The organism is Thalassovita mangrovi, from assembly GCF_009857745.1.
In the GTDB taxonomy this organism is placed as follows: Bacteria; Pseudomonadota; Alphaproteobacteria; order Rhodobacterales; family Rhodobacteraceae; genus Thalassobius; species Thalassobius mangrovi.
Genome location: NZ_WWEN01000003.1, coordinates 206,887 through 225,393, shown reverse-complemented (window position 1 = coordinate 225,393; position 18,507 = coordinate 206,887). Strand labels below are relative to the sequence as shown.

Below are 18,507 nucleotides of genomic sequence, written 5' to 3'. Positions count from 1 at the left end.
GACGGGCCGTTTTTCGCCCTCTCCCGGAAATGTGACCCGGGCCGGGCTGCAATCGCCCGCGGAATGGCTAGATTGGTGACATGATCGATAGACGCACGCTTTTCGCCTCGGCCGCCGCCCTGCTGGCCTTCGCCCTGCCGGTTTCGGCAGAGGAAATTTCGCTCGACGACCTGTCGGCCTATCTGAACCGGATGAAAACCGCGCGGGCGAATTTCACCCAGATCAACGATGATGGCACGATTTCCACCGGCACGCTGATGCTGAAACGGCCCGGCCGGATGCGGTTCGAATATTCCGGCCCCGACAATACGCTGGTCCTGGCCAGTTCCGGGGCGGTGGCGATCTATGATCCGAAAACGCCGGACAGCGGGCCGGAAACCTATCCGCTGAACCAGACTCCCCTGTCGATCATCCTGGCCGAACGGGTGGATCTGGCGCAGGCCGACATGGTGGTGGGCCATTCCTATGACGGCACCGCCACCACGATCACCGCGCAGGATCCGGACCATCCCGAATACGGCAACCTGCAGCTGGTCTTCACCGACAACCCGGTGGAGCTGCGTCAATGGGTGGTCAATGACGATGCCGGCGGCAGTACCACGGTGGTGCTGGGGGCGATGGAAACCGGCATTGCTCTGAACAACCAGCTGTTCACCATCACCCGCCCCAATTTGAGCGACAAACGCTGATCAGCGCAGCCGCCGGGGGCAGCTTTGCAGCTGTGCCTCGTACATGTCCGAACGGGCCTCGACCGTGCCCGCGATCCGCATCAGCCAGCTCTTGCGCCGGTAGGTCTGGCGCGCGAAACCGTTATGGCCTTCGTGATAGGCCAGGTATTGATTGCGCGCGTCGTCCAGCGCCACGCCGTTGCGATCGCGGTTGGTGGTCATGTACCAGCCCATGAAATCGGCGGCGTCGCGGATATTGTCGCGCTTGGCCCGGTGCGACCGGGTTTCGCGCTGATACTGTTCCCAGGTGGCATCCAGCGCCTGGGCATAGCCATAGGCCGAGCTTTGCCGCCCCATCGGGATCACGCCCAGCACATAGCGGAACGGCGTGCGCGCGTTGCCGACGAATTTGCTTTCCTGGTAAATCGTTGCCATCTGCACATGCACCGGCACGCCCCAGCGGCGTTCGGCGGCCTTGAAGGCGCGTCCGTATTTCGGGCGCTGGCTGAGGATCGAACAGGCGTCATCAAGGTTCCGCGGCGCGGAATAATTGCCGCCGCCGCAGGATGCCAGCACCATCAACAGGACCAAAGCGCGAAGAGTTCTGCTCATCTGCCTCTCGCTTTCATGTTTTTTTGACAGTGTAGCGGAATCGGGCGCTGCTGCAAATGGCAGATGCGGTCACATCACCGTTGCGTTACAGCAAAATGGCCAGCATCAGCGGGATCGCGACCACCGACATCAGGGTGGACACAACGACCAGCCCGGCCACCGATTCCGAATCCGCGCCGTATTTTTCCGCCAGCAGGTAGGACGTCACCGCCACCGGCGTCGAAATCTGGATCACCAGCACCGCGAAGGCGACCTTGTCCAGTTCGAACCATTGCCCGACCACCCAGGCGATGCCGAAGCACAGCAGCAGCTTGACCAGCGAAATCCAGGTCGCGCGCTTGATATGGCCCGGATGCATCCGCGCCACCGCGACGCCCAGCGTGATCAGCATCAACGGGATCGCCATCTGCCCGATCAGTTCCAGGGCATTGGTCAGGAACACCGGGGTTTCCCAGCCCTGCCACAGGAAGATCCCGCCCAGAACCGTCGCGCCGACCAGCGGTTCCTTGACCACCTTGACCAGCGATCCGCCCCCGGCGACCAGCCACACCCCGAAGGTGAAGGACCAGATCGCCATGATCGCGAACACCACCACCGCGTACCCCAGCCCGACTTCGCCAAAGGCGAACAGCGCCAGCGGCAGGCCCAGATTGCCGGTATTGCCGAAAATGATCGGTGCCATGAAGGTCCGCAGGTCCAGCTTGCCCAGCCGCACCATCAGGAAGGCCAGCACCGACACCGCCGCGTAAGCCGCCACCGAGGCCAGCGAAAGCTTGGTTAACGCCTGCGGGTCGATTTCCGTCTTCATCAGCGAGGTGAAGATCAGGCAGGGCACCGACAGCGTCATCGCCAGCTGGGTGACGAATCGCACCTGGTACTCGATCCCGACCTTGACCCAGCCAAAGCCGATGGCGGCCAGCAGGAACACCGGTGCGGTGATTTCGAGGACTGTAAAGACAAGGTTCACAGACTGTTTCCCCCAGAATTCGGGCTCTGACATGGACAATTACTGCCCAAAGCGTCTATCTCTGGGGTAAGAGGGCTGCAAGACCATGTTGAAGACGCGTGCAAAATATCACCTTGGCCAGATCGTTCGGCACAAGAAGCACCCGTTCCGCGGCGTGGTGTTCGACGTCGATCCGCAATTCGCCAATACCGAGGAATGGTACAACTCCATCCCCGAGGACAGCCGCCCGCGCCGCGAACAGCCGTTTTACCACCTGCTGGCCGAGAACGATCAAAGTTACTACGTGGCTTACGTGTCGGAACAGAACCTGGTTGCGGATTATTCCGGCGAACCGGTGGATCACCCCGACATCCCCGACCTGTTCGGCCCGTTCCAGGACGGTCATTACCCGCTGCATTTCCAGCTGAACTAAGCCGCGCGGGCAGGGGCGGGGCCAGAACGGCCCGCGCCCGTCTTTTCGATCAGTACCCCAGGGCGCAACCGTCCTTGCGCGGGTCCGATCCGCCTTCCAGCACGCCGTCCTCGCCAATCACGATCGCCTGCGCGCCGCCGATCGCCGTTTCCGGGATGACCACATCGTGGCCCAGATCGGCCAGTTCCTGCCGCACGGTGTCGGAATAGCCGCGTTCGACCTGCATCTTGCCGTCGAAGCTGAACGACCGCGGTGCGTCGATTGCTTCCTGCGGGGGCAGCCCGAAATCGTGCATGTTCGACACCAGACGCGCATGACCGTTCGACTGGTACTGCCCGCCCATCACGCCGAAGGGCATCAGCACCCGGCCTTCCTTGCGCAGCATGCCGGGGATGATCGTGTGCATTGGGCGATTGCCGCCGGCCATTTCGTTCGGGTGCCCTTCCTGCAGGGTGAAGCCTGCGCCGCGGTTCTGCAGCAGGATGCCGAATTTTTCCGACGCGATGCCCGACCCGAAGCCGTGGAAGATCGAATAGATCAGCGATACCGCCATCCGGTCGCGGTCCACGACGGTGATATAGATCGTGTCCTTGTGCACCGCCTCGGTCAGCGGCGCGGCGGCGGCCATCGCCTTTTTCGGGTTGATCAGTGCCGCCAGCTTGGCCGCCGTTTCCGGCAGCAGCATGTAATCGGGCTGCGCCATCCGGGACGGATCGGCGATGAACCGGTTGCGCGCGTCATAGGCCAGCTTGGCCGCTTCCGCCTCGATATGCGCGCGTTCGCTGCCCCAGGGGTCCATGCCCGCAATGTCGAAATGCTTCAGGATGTTCAGCATCAGGATCGCGGTCGCGCCCTGGCCGTTCGGCGGATGCTCGTACAGGTCGACACCGGCATAATTACCGCTGACCGGCGAGGTGTAATCGCAGGCGGTATTGGCGAAATCTTCCATCGTGTGGACGCCGCCCATCGCCTGCAGGGTGTTCACCATGTCCTCGGCGATCTCGCCCTCGTAAAACGCCTTGCGGCCGTCCTTGGCGACGCGGCGCAGAACCTCGGCCTGACCGGGGGCGCGGAACATTTCGCCTACCTTCGGCGTCTTGCCCGAGGGCATGAAGTGGCGCAGCCCGTGACCCTGAAGGGTCTTGCCGCTGTTGGCCCAGTCGAAGGCCACGCGCGGCGCGACCGGCACGCCTTCCTCGGCATAGCGGATGGTGGGGGCGAGGATCGCGTCGAGCCCGATGCGGCCGTGATCTTCCGACAAGCGGCAGAACGCGTCGACCGATCCGGGGATGGTGACCGCTTCCTGACCGTAGACCGGCACCGCCGACAGACCGCGCTCGCGCAGCGCCGCGGCCGAGGCCGCCTTGGGCGCGCGGCCCGATCCGTTCAGCGCCAGGATGTCGTCGCTGCCCGCGGGCGACAGCAGCACGAAACAGTCGCCGCCGATCCCGGTCATCTGCGGTTCGCAGATGCCCAGCAGGATCGCCCCGGCAATCGCGGCGTCCATCGCGTTGCCGCCGCGTTCAAGAATATCGATCGCGGTTTTCGCGGCGAGGGGATGCGAGGTGGCACAGATACCGTTGGCCGCGATGACGGGCGAACGGCCGGGCAATTGGAAATCTCTCATGGGTATTCTTTACTCCGCTGTTTGGCGGCACAATAAAGAGTCCCTTGCGGATTTGAAACTGGTGAAAATTCCTCGACGTCATGTACTGGGTGGGGGCTATAAACACATGACGCCGAGGGAAGCTTGTGCAGCTACGGTCTTCACTATGCCCTGCCATTCGGGCGGGATTGCGCGGGTAATATGGCGAATCTTGGACTTTTGCGGCGCTGGCCCCAATTGTTTGAACAGGGGGAAAGGTCGAAGCCGTTCGTCGCGCCCCCTTTCGCCGTGGCGTCATGCCGCACGCCGTTGCTGTGCAGGCTAGACAGCGATCCTCGCCATTGGCTATGCACGTGGCAACATAGGAGGAATTACCATGAAACCGGTCGTTATCGCAGGAGCGTCGAGAACCCCAATGGGCGGGTTCCAGGGGGTGTTTGACGGGGTCGATGCCTCGGTTCTGGGCGGCGCCGCGATCCGCGCCGCGCTGGCCGATGCCGGTGCCGCGACGGTGGACGAGGTGCTGATGGGCTGCGTGTTGCCCGCCGGCCAGGGCCAGGCCCCGGCGCGCCAGGCCGGTTTCGCCGGCGGCTTGGGCGAAGAAGTGCCCGCCACCACGCTGAACAAGATGTGCGGATCGGGCATGAAAGCCGCGATGGTCGCCTTCGACCAGATCGCGCTTGGCCATGCCGACACGATGATCGCGGGCGGCATGGAAAGCATGTCCAACGCGCCCTACCTGCTGCCCAAGATGCGCGGCGGCGCCCGGATCGGCCATCAGGAGGTCAAGGACCACATGTTCCTCGACGGTCTTGAAGACGCCTATGACAAGGGCCGCCTGATGGGCACCTTCGCCGAAGACTGCGCCGAGGCGTTCCAGTTCACCCGCGAAGAACAGGACCAATACGCGCTGGCCTCGCTGTCCAATGCGCTGGACGCCGAACGCAGCGGTGCCTTCGAGGGCGAAATCGCCCCGATCACCCTGCATCACAAGAACGGCGAACACGTCATTTCCACCGACGAACAACCGGCCAAGGCGCGGCCCGAGAAAATCCCGATGCTGAAACCCGCCTTCCGCAAGGATGGCACGGTGACGGCGGCGAACTCCTCGTCGATCTCGGACGGTGCTGCGGCGCTGGTGCTGGCCTCGCAAGAGGCCGCCGAAGCCCAAGGCCTGAACATCCGCGCGCGCATCCTCGGCCATGCCAGCCACGCCCATGCGCCGTCGCAATTCCCCACCGCCCCGGTGCCCGCCGCGCGCAAGCTGCTCGACCGGCTCGGCTGGAGCGTCGAAGACGTCGACCTGTGGGAAGTGAACGAAGCTTTCGCGGTGGTGCCGATGGCCTTCATGCGCGAGCTGAACATTCACCGCGACATCGTGAACGTGAACGGCGGCGCCTGCGCCCTGGGTCACCCGATCGGCGCCTCGGGCGCGCGGATCATGGTGACGCTGCTGAACGCGCTGGAAAAGCGCGGTCTGAAACGCGGCATCGCGGCGATCTGCATCGGCGGCGGCGAAGGCACCGCCATCGCCATCGAGCGGGTCTGAACGACACGGCGCCCCGTCCCGGTTTTGGGGGCGGGGCGCTGGTTTTTTGCCGCCCGGGCAATCTGTATCGAAACGGGCTACAAAAGCCTCAAATGCGTAAAAACTATTGTGCGCTTCCCTTGGCCCACGCTAGCGTGAATTCGGAACAAATAGCGAACGCAAAGGGGTCCGTCATGCTGGAAGGAAGCTGCGCCTGCGGCAAGGTGCATTTCAAGGTCACGGGGCAGCCGCGCGGCGCGACCGCCTGTCATTGCAGCCAGTGCCGGAAAATGGCTGGAATTGCATGGGCTTCCGCCGACGTGCCCGAGGACCAGCTGCGGATCGAGGGGCCGGTTCACTGGCTTTCGCTCACCGACGCCGCGCGGCGCGGCATCTGCCCGGATTGCGGTGCGTTCCTGTTCTGGCACGGCACCAATGATCCCCATATCAGCTTCGCCCTGGGCGCGATCGACGGGCCGACGGGGGTAAAGATCGCGCAGCATATCTTCGTTGCCGACAAGGGCGACTATTATGACATTGCGGATGGTGTCGTGCAGAAACCCTGACCGGGCCTTTGCAGTCTTTCGCCGCGCGCCCTTCTGCGATAAAGCCGTGGGGCAACAAGGAATTTCCAGATGTCCGACACCCCCGCGAAACCCGAAAATATCGATACGCCCCAAGGGCTTGCCTTTGCCATAGCGGCGTATCTGATGTGGGGTTTCATGCCGCTTTACATGAAGCTTCTGGCCCATATCCCGGCCGCAGAAGTGGTGGCGCACCGGGTGATCTGGGCACTGCCCATCGCTGCCGCCCTGCTGATCTACCTGCGCCGCACCAGCGATCTGGTCCAGGCGCTGCGCACCCCCCGCACCCTGATCATGGCCTGCGTCACGGCGCTGCTGATTTCGGTCAACTGGGGCATCTATGTCTGGTCGATCGCGTCGGGCCGGGCGATCGACGCGGCGCTTGGTTACTACATCAACCCGCTGTTCAGCGTCGCCCTGGGCGCGCTGCTGCTGGGTGAACGGCCGACCAAGGCGCAGGGGGTGGCGATCGCGCTGGCGGTGCTGGCGGTCGCGGTGCTGTGGATCGATGCCGGGAGCCTGCCCTGGGCGGCGGTGGGGCTGACCGTGACCTGGGGCTTCTATGCCTTCTTCAAGAAATCGCTGCCGGTGGGGCCGAACCAGGGTTTCCTGCTCGAAGTGCTGATCCTGCTGCCGCTGGCCCTGGGCTATGCCGGTTACCTGCTGGTGACGGGGCAGGGGCATTTCACCGCTTCCGGCGCCGATATGGCGCTGCTGATGGGCGCCGGTGTGGTGACGGCGGTGCCGCTGATCACCTATGCCAACGGGGCCAAGCTGCTGCGGCTGTCGACCATCGGTGTGCTGCAATACATCGCGCCGACGCTGATTTTCCTGGTGGCCGTCCTGGTCTTTGGCGAACCGTTCGACCATGCCCGTATGATCGCCTTCCCGCTGATCTGGGCGGCCTTGGTGATCTATTCGGTGTCGATGTGGCGGCAACTGCGCCATTCGCGGATGTAAGCGGCGGTTGCGCCCCGCCGCGCGCCCGCGTATTTCCCGGCCATGGCATGGAGCACAGACTATAATCCCCCCACCGATCCGCTCGAGATCCTGCACGAGGATCACGAAATCGTCGTGGTGAACAAACCCAGCGGCCTTTTATCGGTGCCCGGACGGGGCGAACACCTGGCCGATTGCCTGATCACCCGGGTGCAGGCGGTGTTCCCGCAGGCTTTGCTGGTGCACCGGCTGGATCGGGACACGTCGGGGGTGATGATCTTCGCATTATCGCCCCATGCGCAGCGCAACCTGTCGATGCAGTTCGAAAAGCGGAGCACCCGGAAAACCTATGTCGCGCGGGTCTGGGGGCGGTTGGAGCCGAAGACCGGCACCGTGGACCTGCCGCTGATCGTCGACTGGCCGAACCGGCCGCGTCAGATGGTGGATCACGAGAACGGCAAACCGGCCATCACCGATTGGCGGGTGCTGAAATACGGCGATAACGAAACCCGGGTGCGGCTGATGCCGCGCACCGGTCGCAGCCACCAGCTGCGGGTCCATATGCTGGCGCTTGGCCATCCGATCCTGGGCGATCCGCTTTATGCCGAAGGGGCGGCGCAGGATTTCCCGCGCCTGATGCTGCATTCCGAGGAATTGCGCATCAAGCATCCCGAAAGCGGCAAGGGCATGGCGTTTCGGGCCAAGGTGCCGTTCTGAGGAAGTCGGCGCTCAGCGCAAGCGGCGGTCGGTCAGGTTCAGGCGGCCCGCAGCGATTGCATTCACCACATCCGCAAGTTCCGGCGCGTCGCGCAGTAGCTGTTCCAGCTCGTCCAGCCGGTTGGTGGCGATAAGTTCCAGCAGGTCGGCCCGCACCTCGCCCTCCGCATCGCGCGGCAGTGTGGCCACGATCTGCGCCAGGTTCGGTTTCGGCTCGCTCTGCGGCAGGGCACTCGCGGACAGATCGCCCTCGACAAAGGCATAGAGCCCGACGCCGCCCGCGGGCAGCGCATAGGCGGCGAAGGCCACGTCGCGCGCGCCCGCCTGTAGCAACGCTTCGCGGATCGCCGGGCCGTCCTTTTCGATGCGGTTTTCCGATCCTTCGCTGTCTGACCAGTTCATCAGCCGCCTGGTGACGAAGTTATAAAGCTTCTTGCCGGTGGCCATCCAGATCCGCGACGGCAGCGATTTGCGCGCCAGCATCCGGCGTTCCGACGCGGTCAGCAGATGCGGCGCGAAGGCGCGTTTCTGCTTCAGCATGTGGCGCAGGTCTTCGCGCGCGGCGATGCGGAACAGCTTGCCGCGCCGCTTGTGCACACTGGCGAGCTGGAAATCGATCACCGCGGCGCGGCCGTCCGGCGTCATCAGCCAGTTCTGCGGCTTGGCGATGTCGTTATGGCAGACGCCGCGCCGTTTCATGTCGCGCAGCAGCCGCTTGGCGTCGCGATACCATTCCGGGTTCGAGGGTTTCGCCAGGTGCAGCGGCGTGCCCTGCGACCAGATTCGCAGGATGCCCGCCCGGTCGGCGGCCAGCAGCACCGGCACCCCTTCGATGCCCTGCACCGCCCTGAGACCGCGCGCTTCCCTGCGGGCCAGGAACTGCGACAGCGGCCTTGCGTACCAGGGCACCCCGTCGAGTTTGCGCAGCGCCACCTTGACCGACGGGTCCGAGGCCAGATGCCCCGAAATCGTTTCGGAAAAGATATCCCGCTTCAGCACCGTTTCCGGCACGAAGTCGGCTTGCGATTTCGGCTTGGTCCCGGCCATTCGGCCCCCCCGCAAAGAAAAGCATCCGGGGCTGTCATAGCCCCGGATGCCGGTTTGCCGCAATGGCGGCGCGTTCCGTTCGCGGATTAATCGTTGGTCCAGCCGGAAACCGCTTTGATTTCCAGGAAGTCCTCGATCCCCCACATGCCGGCCTCGCGGCCGTTGCCCGACTGCTTCATGCCGCCGAAGGGGGCGCCTGCGCCGCGGCTGGTGCCGTTGATTTCCACCATGCCCGAACGCAGCTGCTGCGCCACCCGGTTGGCCTTGGAGCCGTCCTGGGTCTGGACGTAGTTGGTCAGGCCGTAAACCGTGTCATTGGCGATGGCGATCGCTTCTTCCTCGGTCTCGAACGGGATGATCGAGAGAACCGGGCCGAAGATTTCTTCGCGCGCGATGGTCATGTCGTTGGTCACGTCGGCGAACACGGTGGGGCGGACGAAGAAGCCCTTGTTCAGCCCTTCGGGACGGCCCAGGCCACCGGCGACCAAGCGGGCGCCTTCGTCGATGCCCGTCTGGATCAGGCCCTGGATCTTGTTCCACTGCGCTTCGTTCACCACCGGGCCGATATGGCGGCCGGCTTCGTGGGCGCTGCCCACGGTGACCTTGCTGGCGACTTCGGCGGCGGTTTCCACCGCCATGTCATAGGCGCCCTTCTGCACCAGCATCCGGCTGGGGGCGTTACAGCTTTGGCCGGTGTTGTTCATCATGTGCAGCACGCCGCGCTTGACCGCCTTGTCATCGGCATCGGCGAAGATGATGTTGGCGCCCTTGCCGCCCAGTTCCAGGTGCACGCGCTTGACGGTGTCGGCGGCGTTCTTGGAAATCGCGATCCCGGCGCGGGTCGAGCCGGTGAAGCTGACCATGTCGACGTCTTTGTGGCCGGTCAGCGCGGTGCCGACGCCCATGCCGTCGCCGTTGACCAGGTTGAAGACGCCCTTGGGGAAGCCTGCTTCGTCCATGAATTCGGCGAACAGCATCGCGTCGAGCGGGCTTTCCTCGGACGGTTTCAGAACCATGGTGCAGCCGGCGATGGCAGCGGCCACGACCTTCAGCGTGACCTGGTTCATCGGCCAGTTCCACGGGGTGATCAGGGCGCAGACGCCGATCGGTTCATAGATGATCCGGTCGTTCGGCGCGTGATCGCCCAGCGGGCGGATGAATTCGAAATTCTTTGCGGCTTTCAGGAAATTGGTGATGTGCCAGGTGCCGGCGCCGACCTGCTGGGTGTTCGCCATGTCGATCGGCGCGCCCATTTCCATCGACATCGCCGCGCCCATTTCTTCGCCGCGGCGCTTGTAGATTTCCAGCAGCTTTTCGACCAGCGCGATGCGTTCCGCGACCGGCGTGGCCATCCAGGCCGGGAAGGCGGCCTTGGCGGCGGCGACCGCCTTGTCTACATCGGCCTGGGAACCCAGCGAAATGACCGCGCAGGGTTCTTCGGTCGAGGGATCGATGACATTCAGGTCTTTGCCTTCGATCGGATCGACCCATTCGCCGTTGATGTAGAATTGACGTTTTTCGATCATCTCTCTCTCCCGTGAGATAATTAGATACCGGTCATTTTTTCCGCTAGGCGGAATAAAAACCGCAGATTCCCGCGCACTCTGACAGGGGTTTTGGAAAGCTTCAAGCGGGGTTATGCCCCGACTCTAACCTGTCCCTAATTTGATCAAATTTTCGGTTTTGTCAAACCCTGCGACCTTCCGTCCTAAGATGTCGATAGGGGCGAAAAAGGGCTGGAAAATCTCAATTTAGAACGTATCTAATTCGCAGAATATTAAAGCCACTCAGAGAGGACCAGATCATGGGCTTGCGCATCAACGACATCGTTCCGAACTTCACCGCCGAAACCGACCAGGGTACCATCACCTTCCATGACTGGATCGGCGACAGCTGGGCCATCCTGTTTTCGCACCCCAAGGATTTCACCCCGGTCTGCACTACCGAATTCGGCGCCGTGGCGCAGCTGGCCGAGGAATGGACCAAGCGCAACACCAAGGTTATCGGTCTGAGCGTCGACGGCGTCGACGAGCACGTGCAATGGAAAAACGACATCGAAAGCTTCTCGGGCGCGCCGGCCGGTTTCCCGATCATCGCCGATGAATCGCTGGAAGTGTCGAAGCTGTTCGACATGCTGCCCGCCGAAGCCTACCTGGCCGACGGCCGTACCGCTGCCGACAGCGCCTCGGTCCGTTCGGTCTTCATCATCTCGCCGGACAAGAAGGTCCAGCTGATCATGACCTACCCGATGTCGGTGGGCCGCAACTTCGCCGAGGTCCTGCGCGCGCTGGACGGTCTGCAGGCGACCTTCGGCACCCCGATCGCAACCCCGGCCAACTGGGTTTCCGGCCAGGACGTGATCGTGGCTCTGTCGCTGACCGACGAAGAAGCCAAGGAAAAGTTCGGCGAAATCGACGTCAAGCTGCCCTACCTGCGCACCACCAAGCACGTCGCCTGATCGCAAGCGATCTGACTGAAGGCATCGGAACCCCCGCAGTTTCTGCGGGGGTTTTTCTTTGCTTGGCCGAAATGAAAAAGTGAGCCGGGCATGAAAAAACGCCCCGGCCATTATGGCCGGGGCGCTCAATTTTCAGAAAGAGGAGAAGATCACTCCTCTTCTTTTTCCTCTTTCGCGATCTCTTCGCCGGTTTCCTGGTCGACCATCTTCATCGCCAGGCGCACCTTGCCGCGGTCGTCGAAGCCCAGAAGCTTCACATAGACTTCCTGGCCTTCCTTCAGAACGTCCGAAGGATGGTTCAGGCGGCGGTTTTCGATCTGGCTGACATGGACTAGGCCGTCGCGCTTGCCGAAGAAGTTCACGAAGGCGCCGAAATCGACGATCTTCACGACCTTGCCCTTGTAGATATGGCCTTCTTCCGGCTCTGCCACGATCGAATGGATCATGTCATAGGCCTTCTTGATGCATTCGCCGTCGGGCGACGCGATCTTGATGATGCCGTCGTCGTTGATGTCGACCTTGGCGCCCGACACTTCGACGATTTCGCGGATCACCTTGCCGCCCGAACCGATCACTTCACGGATCTTGTCGGTCGGGATCTGCATCGTTTCGATGCGCGGCGCGTGGACCGAGAATTCACCGACGCCCGAAAGCGCCTTGTTCATCTCGCCCAGGATATGCATGCGGCCGTCCTTGGCCTGGGCCAGGGCTTTGCTCATGATTTCCGGGGTGATGCCCGCGACCTTGATGTCCATCTGCAGCGAGGTGATGCCGTTTTCGGTACCCGCCACTTTGAAGTCCATGTCGCCCAGGTGGTCTTCGTCACCCAGGATGTCGGTCAGAACCGCGTAGGACCCGTCGTCTTCCAGCACCAGGCCCATGGCCACACCGGCAACGGCGGCCTTCAGCGGCACGCCCGCGTCCATCATCGACAGCGACCCGCCGCAGACCGATGCCATCGAGGACGACCCGTTCGATTCGGTGATCTCGGACACGATGCGGACGGTGTAGGGGAAATCGGTCGAAGCCGGCAGAACCGCCTGCAGCGCGCGCCATGCCAGTTTGCCGTGGCCGATTTCACGGCGACCCGGCGAACCCACGCGGCCCACTTCACCGACCGAGTACGGCGGGAAGTTGTAGTGCAGCAGGAAGTTGGATTTGAAGTTGCCGTGCAGCGCGTCGATGAACTGTTCGTCGTCGCCGGTGCCCAGGGTGGTCACGACCAGGCCTTGGGTTTCGCCACGGGTGAACAGCGCCGACCCGTGGGTCCGCGGCAGCAGGCCGGTTTCGGCCACGATCGGGCGCACCTGATCCAGCGCGCGGCCGTCGATCCGCTTGCCTTCCTTCACGACAGACCCGCGCAGGACGGTCGATTCCAGCTTCTTCAGGGCGGAGCCTAGGTTGGCGTCTTCGAGCTGTTCTTCGCTCAGGCCGGCCTTGATTTCTTCCTTCACCGCGGCAACGGCGGCAACGCGCTCTTGCTTGTCGGTGATGGCATAGGCGGCGTGCATCTTGTCGGCGCCGGCGGCCTTAACGACGTCGTAGAGCTCCGAATAATCGGGAGCCTGGAAGTCGAAGGGTTCTTTCGCGGCTTCTTCGGCCAGCGAAATGATCAGGTCGATGACCGGCTGGATCTGTTCGTGCGCGAAGGTCACGGCGCCCAGCATTTCGTCTTCGGTCAGCTCGTAAGCTTCCGATTCAACCATCATCACCGCGTCCTTGGTGCCGGCGACGACCAGGTCCAGACGCTGTTCGGGGTTGTTGCGCAGGTCCTGCATGTCGTCCACGGACGGGTTCAGGACGTATTCGCCATCCACGAAGCCAACGCGGGCACCGGCGATCGGGCCGCGGAACGGTGCGCCGGAAATGGTCAGCGCGGCCGAGGCGGCGATCATCGCCACGATGTCGGGATCGTTGACCAGGTCGTGGCTCAGCACGGTGCACATGACCAGGACTTCGTTTTTGAAGCCGGGCACGAACAGCGGGCGGATCGGACGGTCGATCAGGCGCGCGGTCAGCGTTTCTTTTTCGGTCGGGCGCGCTTCGCGCTTGAAGAAACCACCGGGGATTTTGCCCGCGGCATAGTATTTTTCCTGGTAGTGCACGGTCAGCGGAAAGAAGTCCTGACCGGGCTTGGGTTCCTTGGCGAAGGTCACGTTGGCCATGACCGAAGTTTCGCCCAGGGTGGCGATGACCGAGCCATCCGCCTGGCGGGCAACCTTGCCCGTTTCCAGAGTGAGGGTTTCATCGCCCCACTGCATCGATTTCGTCGTTACGTCAAACATTTGCGTATCCTAATTGGAAGCACTCCCAGGCGTATCCCGGGTCTTCCGTTGTCATGGCGGCCCCATTGCCGCCGACCCCACTATCTTTCTTTCGAGCGCCAGGGTCAGGGCGCAACGTCTCAGATGATGCGGCCATACAGCAGTTTGGCGCAATTTGGAACAGGAAACATGCGGCGGCGAAGGTCGCCCCGGCGCCCTGCGGATCACGCCATCGGGGCGATCGGCAGCAGCCGGGAATCCTGCAGTGCGGCGGTGCGGTGGCCGATCCCTTCGAGATAGGCGGCGTGATCTGCAAAGGCCATGAAGGCGTCGAGCGAAGCTTGCCGCACCAGCATGACCCGATCCCAATATTCGGCCTCGGGCCCGATCAGGAAGGGGCCGCCTTCGCCCATGAAGATCACCTCGCCGCCGGTTTCGCGCAGGAACGGGTCGGTATGGGCGACATAGCGGTCGAAGGCTTCGGCGCCGCTGATCGGGCTGTCGGGGGCAAGGCCGGGATCGGCAGAATAATCCGCGACGTCGCGGAACCTCAGCAGGTTCAACATCACCACCGGCCCGGTCAGCCCGCGCATCATCAGCGCGCGCCCCGAGGCCTGCGTCGGTTCGAGGTAAGTCGTCATTGCGCGTCCTTTTCCGTTGCGCCGGGTCCGACGGCCAGTCGTTGCGCGTGGGCTGCGATATCTGCGGGCCAGTCGGCGATTTGGCGGGCGAACCCGTCCATGTCGCCCGCGAAAAGGGCGCGGGCGGCGTCTTCGAACCCGGGCAGGTCGCCCCCTATGGCGGACATGAAGCGATAGGCCGCGTCGCGGGCGGCGCGGGCCGCGGTCGCGCCGCTGTCCTGCTGGCGGGCGGTTTCCACCAACCGGCGCAGCGTGGCCGAAGCGCCGCCGGGCTGGCCTTGCAGCCAGTCCCAGTGGCGCGGCAACAGCGTGACCTCGCGCGCGACGACGCCAAGTTTCGGCCGCCCGCGCTTGCGCGGCGCGGCGTCTTCGGGTGCGGGGGCGTAGCGGGCGGCAATTTCCTCGTTCGATCCGCGCAGGTCGAGGTCGATCACCGCGCCGGTCCGGTCGTCAAAGACCAGGACCTGCGGCGCGTCGGCGGATTTGACCGTCAGCGCCACCTCGGCCAGCGGGCCGGAGGCGATGAGGTTGGTGCCGGAAAAGGCGGTGCAGGTCTGGGTCATCGGCAGGGGTCCTTGTTTGCGCTTGTATTTACCCGGGTAAAAATGTCATGTCAATTAAACCCGGGTAAAAAGATTCGCCTGCCCGGACGGCTTGAACGGGAAAGGACGGAGCGTGGAGCGAGATCGGAAAAAGGCGCTGATCGCCGCCTATAAGGAACGCAAACCCGCCGTGGGCATCTATGCGGTGACCTGCCAGGCCAGCGGTGCCTGCTGGGTGGGGCGCACGCCCAATCTGGATACGGTGGAAAACCGGCTGTGGTTCACCCTTCGCCAGGGCAGCAACCCGCATCGCGGGTTGCAGGCGGCCTGGGCCGAGCATGGCGCGGACGCTTTCCGCTTCGAGCGGCTGGAGCAGTTGAAGGACGATATCGGTGCGCTGACACGTGAGCGGCTGCTGAAGGAGCGGCTGGCCCATTGGGCCGCCGCCCGGCAGGCGACGGTGATCTAGGACGGCTGCGCGCTCGGCGTGCTGTCGTCGCGGGCCAGCATCGCGGCTTCGGCCCGGCTCAGGCGGGTGATCGCCTCGTCCGGGCCGCCGCCGGTGTTCAGGGTGCGCCGCCAGATCGCCAAGCAGGACGTCGGCGACCAGGGCAGCGCCGCCTGCGCCACCCAATGGCGCAGGGGCTGGGGCAGCGCGTCGTAATCGCGCATCGGGTCGGTCGATCTGCGGCGCAGCTTCAGCCGTGTCGCGCCGCGATTGCCGCCCCGGGCGGGGCTCACGCGGCCTCCCCGGCCTGGCGCCAGTGCGGGAACGGATCGGGCAGCCCGGCCTGGGCAGCAAGATCCGGCGCGGCGTCGGGCAGCAGGCAGGATTCCAGCCCGGCATTGAGCGCGGGCCAGTCGATGCCGCTGCCGATGAATACCAGTTCCTGCCGTCGGTCGCCGAAGGGTTCGGACCAGTGCTGATTGATATAGCTCAGCGCCTGCGGGTGGTCGGGCCAGCGTTCCTGCGGCACGGTCGCCCACCATTTGCCCAAGGGTTTGACGCTGGACAGCGCCCCGGCAAGCGAGAATTCGGCGACCCAGTCGGGCCGGGTGGCGATCCAGAAATGGCCCTTGGCGCGGATCACGCCGGGCAAGTTGCCGTTCAGGAAATCGTGGATCTTCTGCGGGTCGAAGGGCGCGCGGGCGCGGTACACATAGGATGCGATGCCGTATTCGTCGGTTTCCGGCGTGTGATCGGCGAAACCATAGAGTTCCTTGGCCCACATCGGGTGCTCATGCGCCTTTTCGAAATCGAACAGGCCGGTTTCCATCACTTCCGCGATCGGCACCTCGGCGAAATCGCATGTCAGTATGCGGGCATCGGCATTCAGGCTGCGCACGATCTTGCGGGCGGCGTCGATGCGTTCGGGGCCGGCTTCGGATTGCTTGTTGAGGATGACCACGTCGGCGAATTCGATCTGTTCGGTCAGCAGGTCCACCAGGGTGCGGTCATCGCCTTCGCCCAGGGATTCGCCCCGGTCGCTGAGAAAGTCGTGGCTGGAATAATCCGCCAGCAGGTTGCAGGCATCGACCACCGTCACCATCGTGTCGAGCCGGGCGAGATCCGACAGGCTTTGCCCGGCTTCGTCGCGGAATTCGAAGGTGGCGGCCACCGGCAGCGGTTCGGCGATGCCGGTCGATTCGATCAGCAGCGTATCGAAGCGGCCTTCCTCGGCCAGGCGGCGGACCTCGATCAGCAGGTCGTCGCGCAGGGTGCAGCAGATGCAGCCGTTCGACATTTCGACCAGGGTTTCGTCGGTATGGCTCAGCTCGGCCCCGCCTGCGCGCACCAGGTCGGCGTCGATGTTGACCTCGGACATGTCGTTGACGATCACCGCGACACGGCGGCCGTCACGGTTGTTGAGGATGCGGTTCAGCAGCGTGGTTTTACCGGCGCCCAGAAAGCCGGACAAAACCGTGACGGGAAGACGGGAATCGGTCATGAGATGCTCCGATATGTTGGGTGTGTTATGTTATTACATACCTCCATTAGCCCGCGGCGCACCTGTCGGCAAGCCGGTTTTCCCCGCAGGGTCCCCCGAAGCCCTGCGCACAAAGAAAAACCGCGCCCCGGATGGGACGCGGTTTCGCAATTCGCTGTGTCGTCGGATCTTAGCGACGCAGGCCCAGACGCTTGATCAGGTCCTGGTAGCGCGCTTCGTCCTTGCCCTTCAGGTAGTCCAGCAGCTTACGGCGCTGAGCAACCATTTTCAGCAGACCACGGCGGCCGTGGTTGTCTTTCTTGTGGGTCTTGAAGTGCTCGGTCAGGGTCGCGATGCGCGACGACAGGATGGCAACCTGAACTTCGGGCGAACCGGTGTCGCCTTCCTTGGTTGCGAATTCCTTCATGACGCGGGCTTTTTCTTCCACGGTGATCGACATCGGGATCTCCTTTGTTCGAAAGGGTTAGGGGCACAAGCCGGGATGTCGTCCAGCAAGGTCCATGATCTCTGCTCCGGCGAATCCGAAGGCAGATGCGGGCGTATAGGTCAAAACCCGTGAAAAGAAAAGCCCAAACGGCGGTCAGACCAGGTTGGCGCCTGCCAGGCTCGATTGCGGCATCAGCACGATACTGTTGGTGCTGGTTTCGTCGATATGGTTCAGCGTGGCGACCGCATCGCCGTTCATGGTCAGCACCAGGTTGCCCGGTTCGGTCAGCGAGGGGATGAGTTCCAGAACCGGTTCCTCCTCGGCCGTGTCGTCATAGATCAGCAGCAGCGTGTCTTCGTTGACGTCGAAATCGGTCAGTTCGACCGGATCGACGATCCAGTCGCCGACCAGAACCGAATCCGATCCGTCGCCCAGCGAAATCACGTCGCCGTCGCCCGCGGCGATCGTATCGTCGCCGCCACCGCCGTTGAGGAAATCCGCCGCCGCGTCGTCGTCGCCGTTCAGCCGGTCGTTGCCCCAGCCGCCGAACAGGGTGTCGGCGCCCTCGCCCCCGGCCAGGCTGTCATCGCCCAGCCCGCCCAGCAGCGCGTCGTCGCCCGGACCGCCGGTCAGAGTATCCTGCCCGTCGCCGCCGGTCAGGCTGTCATCGCCCGCCTGCCCGTCCAGGCCGTCATCCCCGTCATATCCGAACAGTCGATCATCGCCATCGCCGCCGGACAGCGTATCGTCGCCGGCTTCGCCATGCAGCGTATCCGCGCCCGCATCGCCCTGCAGGGCATCGTCACCCTCGCCGCCATGCAGGTCGTCGGCCCCATCGCCGCCCGCCACGATGTCATCGCCGCCATAGCCGTTGATCTGATCCTCGCCGCTACCGCCGGTCAGGTTCTCATCCATCCCGGTCCCGGCCAGGATGTCGTTGCCTTCGGTCCCGGACAGGACAACCGGCAGGATTTCCGACTCAGGTTCCAGCAGAGGGTCGTCCGCGCCGCTGTCATCTGGCCCCGTTTCAGGAAGGGCTTCGTCGCCGGACAGGTCGAACCCCGATACCAGCCCGATTAGCGCCACGCCGACCATCATCGCGCCCAGCACGCCCGTGAGCATTATCATCTCTACCCCGCTTTCGCC

The 18,507-nt window shown here is 63.8% G+C and carries 20 protein-coding genes; 8 read left to right on the top strand and 12 right to left on the bottom strand.

Going from position 1 to position 18,507, the window contains the following annotated elements; translation table 11 throughout:
• The first annotated feature begins 80 nt into the window (after positions 1–80).
• Complete coding sequence (locus GR167_RS07650) at positions 81–689, top strand: LolA family protein (protein WP_160972878.1); 609 nt, start codon at positions 81–83, stop codon at positions 687–689.
• Here GR167_RS07650 and GR167_RS07645 read toward each other — a convergent pair whose 3' ends face one another.
• Together GR167_RS07645 and GR167_RS07640 are read right to left on the bottom strand one after the other, a co-directional pair.
• A complete protein-coding gene (locus tag GR167_RS07645; protein ID WP_160972877.1) occupies positions 690–1,280 on the bottom strand; it encodes a transglycosylase SLT domain-containing protein in 591 nt (196 codons plus the stop codon).
• 85 nt (positions 1,281–1,365) lie between these two features.
• Positions 1,366–2,247 (bottom strand): AEC family transporter, encoded by an 882-nt coding sequence (locus tag GR167_RS07640; RefSeq protein WP_160972876.1) that lies wholly within the window; start codon positions 2,245–2,247, stop codon positions 1,366–1,368.
• Positions 2,248–2,332: 85 nt separating this feature from the next.
• Here GR167_RS07640 and hspQ point away from each other — a divergent pair, with 85 nt between their 5' ends.
• Positions 2,333–2,659, top strand: coding sequence for a heat shock protein HspQ (hspQ, locus tag GR167_RS07635; RefSeq protein ID WP_160972875.1), 327 nt, complete (start codon positions 2,333–2,335; stop codon positions 2,657–2,659).
• A gap of 49 nt (positions 2,660–2,708) precedes the next feature.
• Here hspQ and GR167_RS07630 read toward each other — a convergent pair whose 3' ends face one another.
• Positions 2,709–4,286 carry a gamma-glutamyltransferase family protein gene (locus GR167_RS07630; protein ID WP_160972874.1) on the bottom strand — a complete coding sequence of 526 codons (1,578 nt, stop codon included), beginning with the start codon at positions 4,284–4,286 and terminating at the stop codon, positions 2,709–2,711.
• Between the two features lie 355 nt (positions 4,287–4,641).
• On the opposite strand from GR167_RS07630, the gene GR167_RS07625 reads away from it, so the two are divergent.
• The 4 genes from GR167_RS07625 to GR167_RS07610 all read left to right on the top strand — a co-directional run bounded on the left by GR167_RS07625 (position 4,642) and on the right by GR167_RS07610 (position 8,033).
• Positions 4,642–5,814, top strand: coding sequence for a thiolase family protein (locus tag GR167_RS07625; protein ID WP_160972873.1), 1,173 nt, complete (start codon positions 4,642–4,644; stop codon positions 5,812–5,814).
• A 173-nt stretch (positions 5,815–5,987) separates the two neighbouring features.
• Positions 5,988–6,359 (top strand): GFA family protein, encoded by a 372-nt coding sequence (locus tag GR167_RS07620; protein WP_160972872.1) that lies wholly within the window; start codon positions 5,988–5,990, stop codon positions 6,357–6,359.
• Between the two features lie 69 nt (positions 6,360–6,428).
• Entirely contained in the window at positions 6,429–7,337 is a 909-nt protein-coding gene (gene rarD / locus GR167_RS07615; RefSeq protein WP_160972871.1) for an EamA family transporter RarD, read from the top strand.
• A gap of 42 nt (positions 7,338–7,379) precedes the next feature.
• Positions 7,380–8,033: an RluA family pseudouridine synthase gene (locus tag GR167_RS07610; RefSeq protein WP_160972870.1), complete on the top strand. Its 654-nt coding sequence runs from the start codon at positions 7,380–7,382 to the stop codon at positions 8,031–8,033.
• A 12-nt stretch (positions 8,034–8,045) separates the two neighbouring features.
• Here the strand turns inward: GR167_RS07610 and GR167_RS07605 are convergent, their stop codons facing one another.
• Entirely contained in the window at positions 8,046–9,080 is a 1,035-nt protein-coding gene (locus tag GR167_RS07605) for a phosphotransferase (RefSeq protein WP_160972869.1), read from the bottom strand.
• A gap of 86 nt (positions 9,081–9,166) precedes the next feature.
• On the bottom strand, positions 9,167–10,606 hold the full coding sequence (locus GR167_RS07600; protein ID WP_160972868.1) for an aldehyde dehydrogenase family protein: 1,440 nt from the start codon (positions 10,604–10,606) through the stop codon (positions 9,167–9,169).
• A 278-nt stretch (positions 10,607–10,884) separates the two neighbouring features.
• On the opposite strand from GR167_RS07600, the gene GR167_RS07595 reads away from it, so the two are divergent.
• Positions 10,885–11,538: a peroxiredoxin gene (locus GR167_RS07595; protein ID WP_160972867.1), complete on the top strand. Its 654-nt coding sequence runs from the start codon at positions 10,885–10,887 to the stop codon at positions 11,536–11,538.
• 149 nt (positions 11,539–11,687) lie between these two features.
• On the opposite strand, the gene pnp is transcribed toward GR167_RS07595, so the two are convergent.
• The 3 genes from pnp to GR167_RS07580 all read right to left on the bottom strand — a co-directional run bounded on the left by pnp (position 11,688) and on the right by GR167_RS07580 (position 15,006).
• Complete coding sequence (pnp, locus tag GR167_RS07590; protein ID WP_160972866.1) at positions 11,688–13,823, bottom strand: polyribonucleotide nucleotidyltransferase; 2,136 nt, start codon at positions 13,821–13,823, stop codon at positions 11,688–11,690.
• Between the two features lie 203 nt (positions 13,824–14,026).
• Positions 14,027–14,443: a DUF1330 domain-containing protein gene (locus tag GR167_RS07585; protein WP_160972865.1), complete on the bottom strand. Its 417-nt coding sequence runs from the start codon at positions 14,441–14,443 to the stop codon at positions 14,027–14,029.
• The gene (locus GR167_RS07580; protein WP_160972864.1) at positions 14,440–15,006 is read right to left on the bottom strand and encodes a DUF2239 family protein; all 567 of its coding nucleotides are present in this window, start codon (positions 15,004–15,006) and stop codon (positions 14,440–14,442) included. The genes GR167_RS07585 and GR167_RS07580 overlap by 4 nt, the downstream gene beginning before the upstream one ends.
• 112 nt (positions 15,007–15,118) lie before the next feature.
• On the opposite strand from GR167_RS07580, the gene GR167_RS07575 reads away from it, so the two are divergent.
• Entirely contained in the window at positions 15,119–15,454 is a 336-nt protein-coding gene (locus GR167_RS07575; protein ID WP_160972863.1) for a GIY-YIG nuclease family protein, read from the top strand.
• Here the strand turns inward: GR167_RS07575 and GR167_RS07570 are convergent.
• The 4 genes from GR167_RS07570 to GR167_RS07555 all read right to left on the bottom strand — a co-directional run bounded on the left by GR167_RS07570 (position 15,451) and on the right by GR167_RS07555 (position 18,489).
• Positions 15,451–15,726, bottom strand: coding sequence for a DUF6525 family protein (locus tag GR167_RS07570; RefSeq protein WP_370741265.1), 276 nt, complete (start codon positions 15,724–15,726; stop codon positions 15,451–15,453). The two genes, GR167_RS07575 and GR167_RS07570, sit on opposite strands and share 4 nt — an antisense overlap.
• Positions 15,723–16,934, bottom strand: a complete 1,212-nt coding sequence (locus tag GR167_RS07565; RefSeq protein ID WP_160972862.1) for a GTP-binding protein — start codon at positions 16,932–16,934, stop codon at positions 15,723–15,725. Before GR167_RS07565 ends, GR167_RS07570 begins: the two co-directional genes overlap by 4 nt.
• A gap of 169 nt (positions 16,935–17,103) precedes the next feature.
• Positions 17,104–17,373 (bottom strand): 30S ribosomal protein S15, encoded by a 270-nt coding sequence (rpsO, locus tag GR167_RS07560; protein ID WP_160972861.1) that lies wholly within the window; start codon positions 17,371–17,373, stop codon positions 17,104–17,106.
• Between the two features lie 141 nt (positions 17,374–17,514).
• Complete coding sequence (locus GR167_RS07555) at positions 17,515–18,489, bottom strand: calcium-binding protein (RefSeq protein ID WP_160972860.1); 975 nt, start codon at positions 18,487–18,489, stop codon at positions 17,515–17,517.
• Positions 18,490–18,507: the final 18 nt, after the last annotated feature.

Excerpts from the sequence above, each read along its gene's own strand:
- GR167_RS07650 (WP_160972878.1), top strand. The coding sequence starts at position 81 with ATGATCGATAGACGCACGCTTTTCGCCTCGGCCGCCGCCCTGCTGGCC.
- GR167_RS07625 (WP_160972873.1), top strand. The coding sequence starts at position 4,642 with ATGAAACCGGTCGTTATCGCAGGAGCGTCGAGAACCCCAATGGGCGGG.
- rarD (WP_160972871.1), top strand. The coding sequence starts at position 6,429 with ATGTCCGACACCCCCGCGAAACCCGAAAATATCGATACGCCCCAAGGG.
- rpsO (WP_160972861.1), bottom strand. The coding sequence starts at position 17,373 with ATGTCGATCACCGTGGAAGAAAAAGCCCGCGTCATGAAGGAATTCGCA.
- GR167_RS07605 (WP_160972869.1), bottom strand. The coding sequence starts at position 9,080 with ATGGCCGGGACCAAGCCGAAATCGCAAGCCGACTTCGTGCCGGAAACG.
- GR167_RS07600 (WP_160972868.1), bottom strand. The coding sequence starts at position 10,606 with ATGATCGAAAAACGTCAATTCTACATCAACGGCGAATGGGTCGATCCG.
- GR167_RS07610 (WP_160972870.1), top strand. The coding sequence starts at position 7,380 with ATGGCATGGAGCACAGACTATAATCCCCCCACCGATCCGCTCGAGATC.
- GR167_RS07595 (WP_160972867.1), top strand. The coding sequence starts at position 10,885 with ATGGGCTTGCGCATCAACGACATCGTTCCGAACTTCACCGCCGAAACC.
- GR167_RS07630 (WP_160972874.1), bottom strand. The coding sequence starts at position 4,286 with ATGAGAGATTTCCAATTGCCCGGCCGTTCGCCCGTCATCGCGGCCAAC.
- GR167_RS07580 (WP_160972864.1), bottom strand. The coding sequence starts at position 15,006 with ATGACCCAGACCTGCACCGCCTTTTCCGGCACCAACCTCATCGCCTCC.
- GR167_RS07585 (WP_160972865.1), bottom strand. The coding sequence starts at position 14,443 with ATGACGACTTACCTCGAACCGACGCAGGCCTCGGGGCGCGCGCTGATG.
- GR167_RS07555 (WP_160972860.1), bottom strand. The coding sequence starts at position 18,489 with ATGATAATGCTCACGGGCGTGCTGGGCGCGATGATGGTCGGCGTGGCG.
- pnp (WP_160972866.1), bottom strand. The coding sequence starts at position 13,823 with ATGTTTGACGTAACGACGAAATCGATGCAGTGGGGCGATGAAACCCTC.
- hspQ (WP_160972875.1), top strand. The coding sequence starts at position 2,333 with ATGTTGAAGACGCGTGCAAAATATCACCTTGGCCAGATCGTTCGGCAC.
- GR167_RS07565 (WP_160972862.1), bottom strand. The coding sequence starts at position 16,934 with ATGACCGATTCCCGTCTTCCCGTCACGGTTTTGTCCGGCTTTCTGGGC.
- GR167_RS07620 (WP_160972872.1), top strand. The coding sequence starts at position 5,988 with ATGCTGGAAGGAAGCTGCGCCTGCGGCAAGGTGCATTTCAAGGTCACG.
- GR167_RS07645 (WP_160972877.1), bottom strand. The coding sequence starts at position 1,280 with ATGAGCAGAACTCTTCGCGCTTTGGTCCTGTTGATGGTGCTGGCATCC.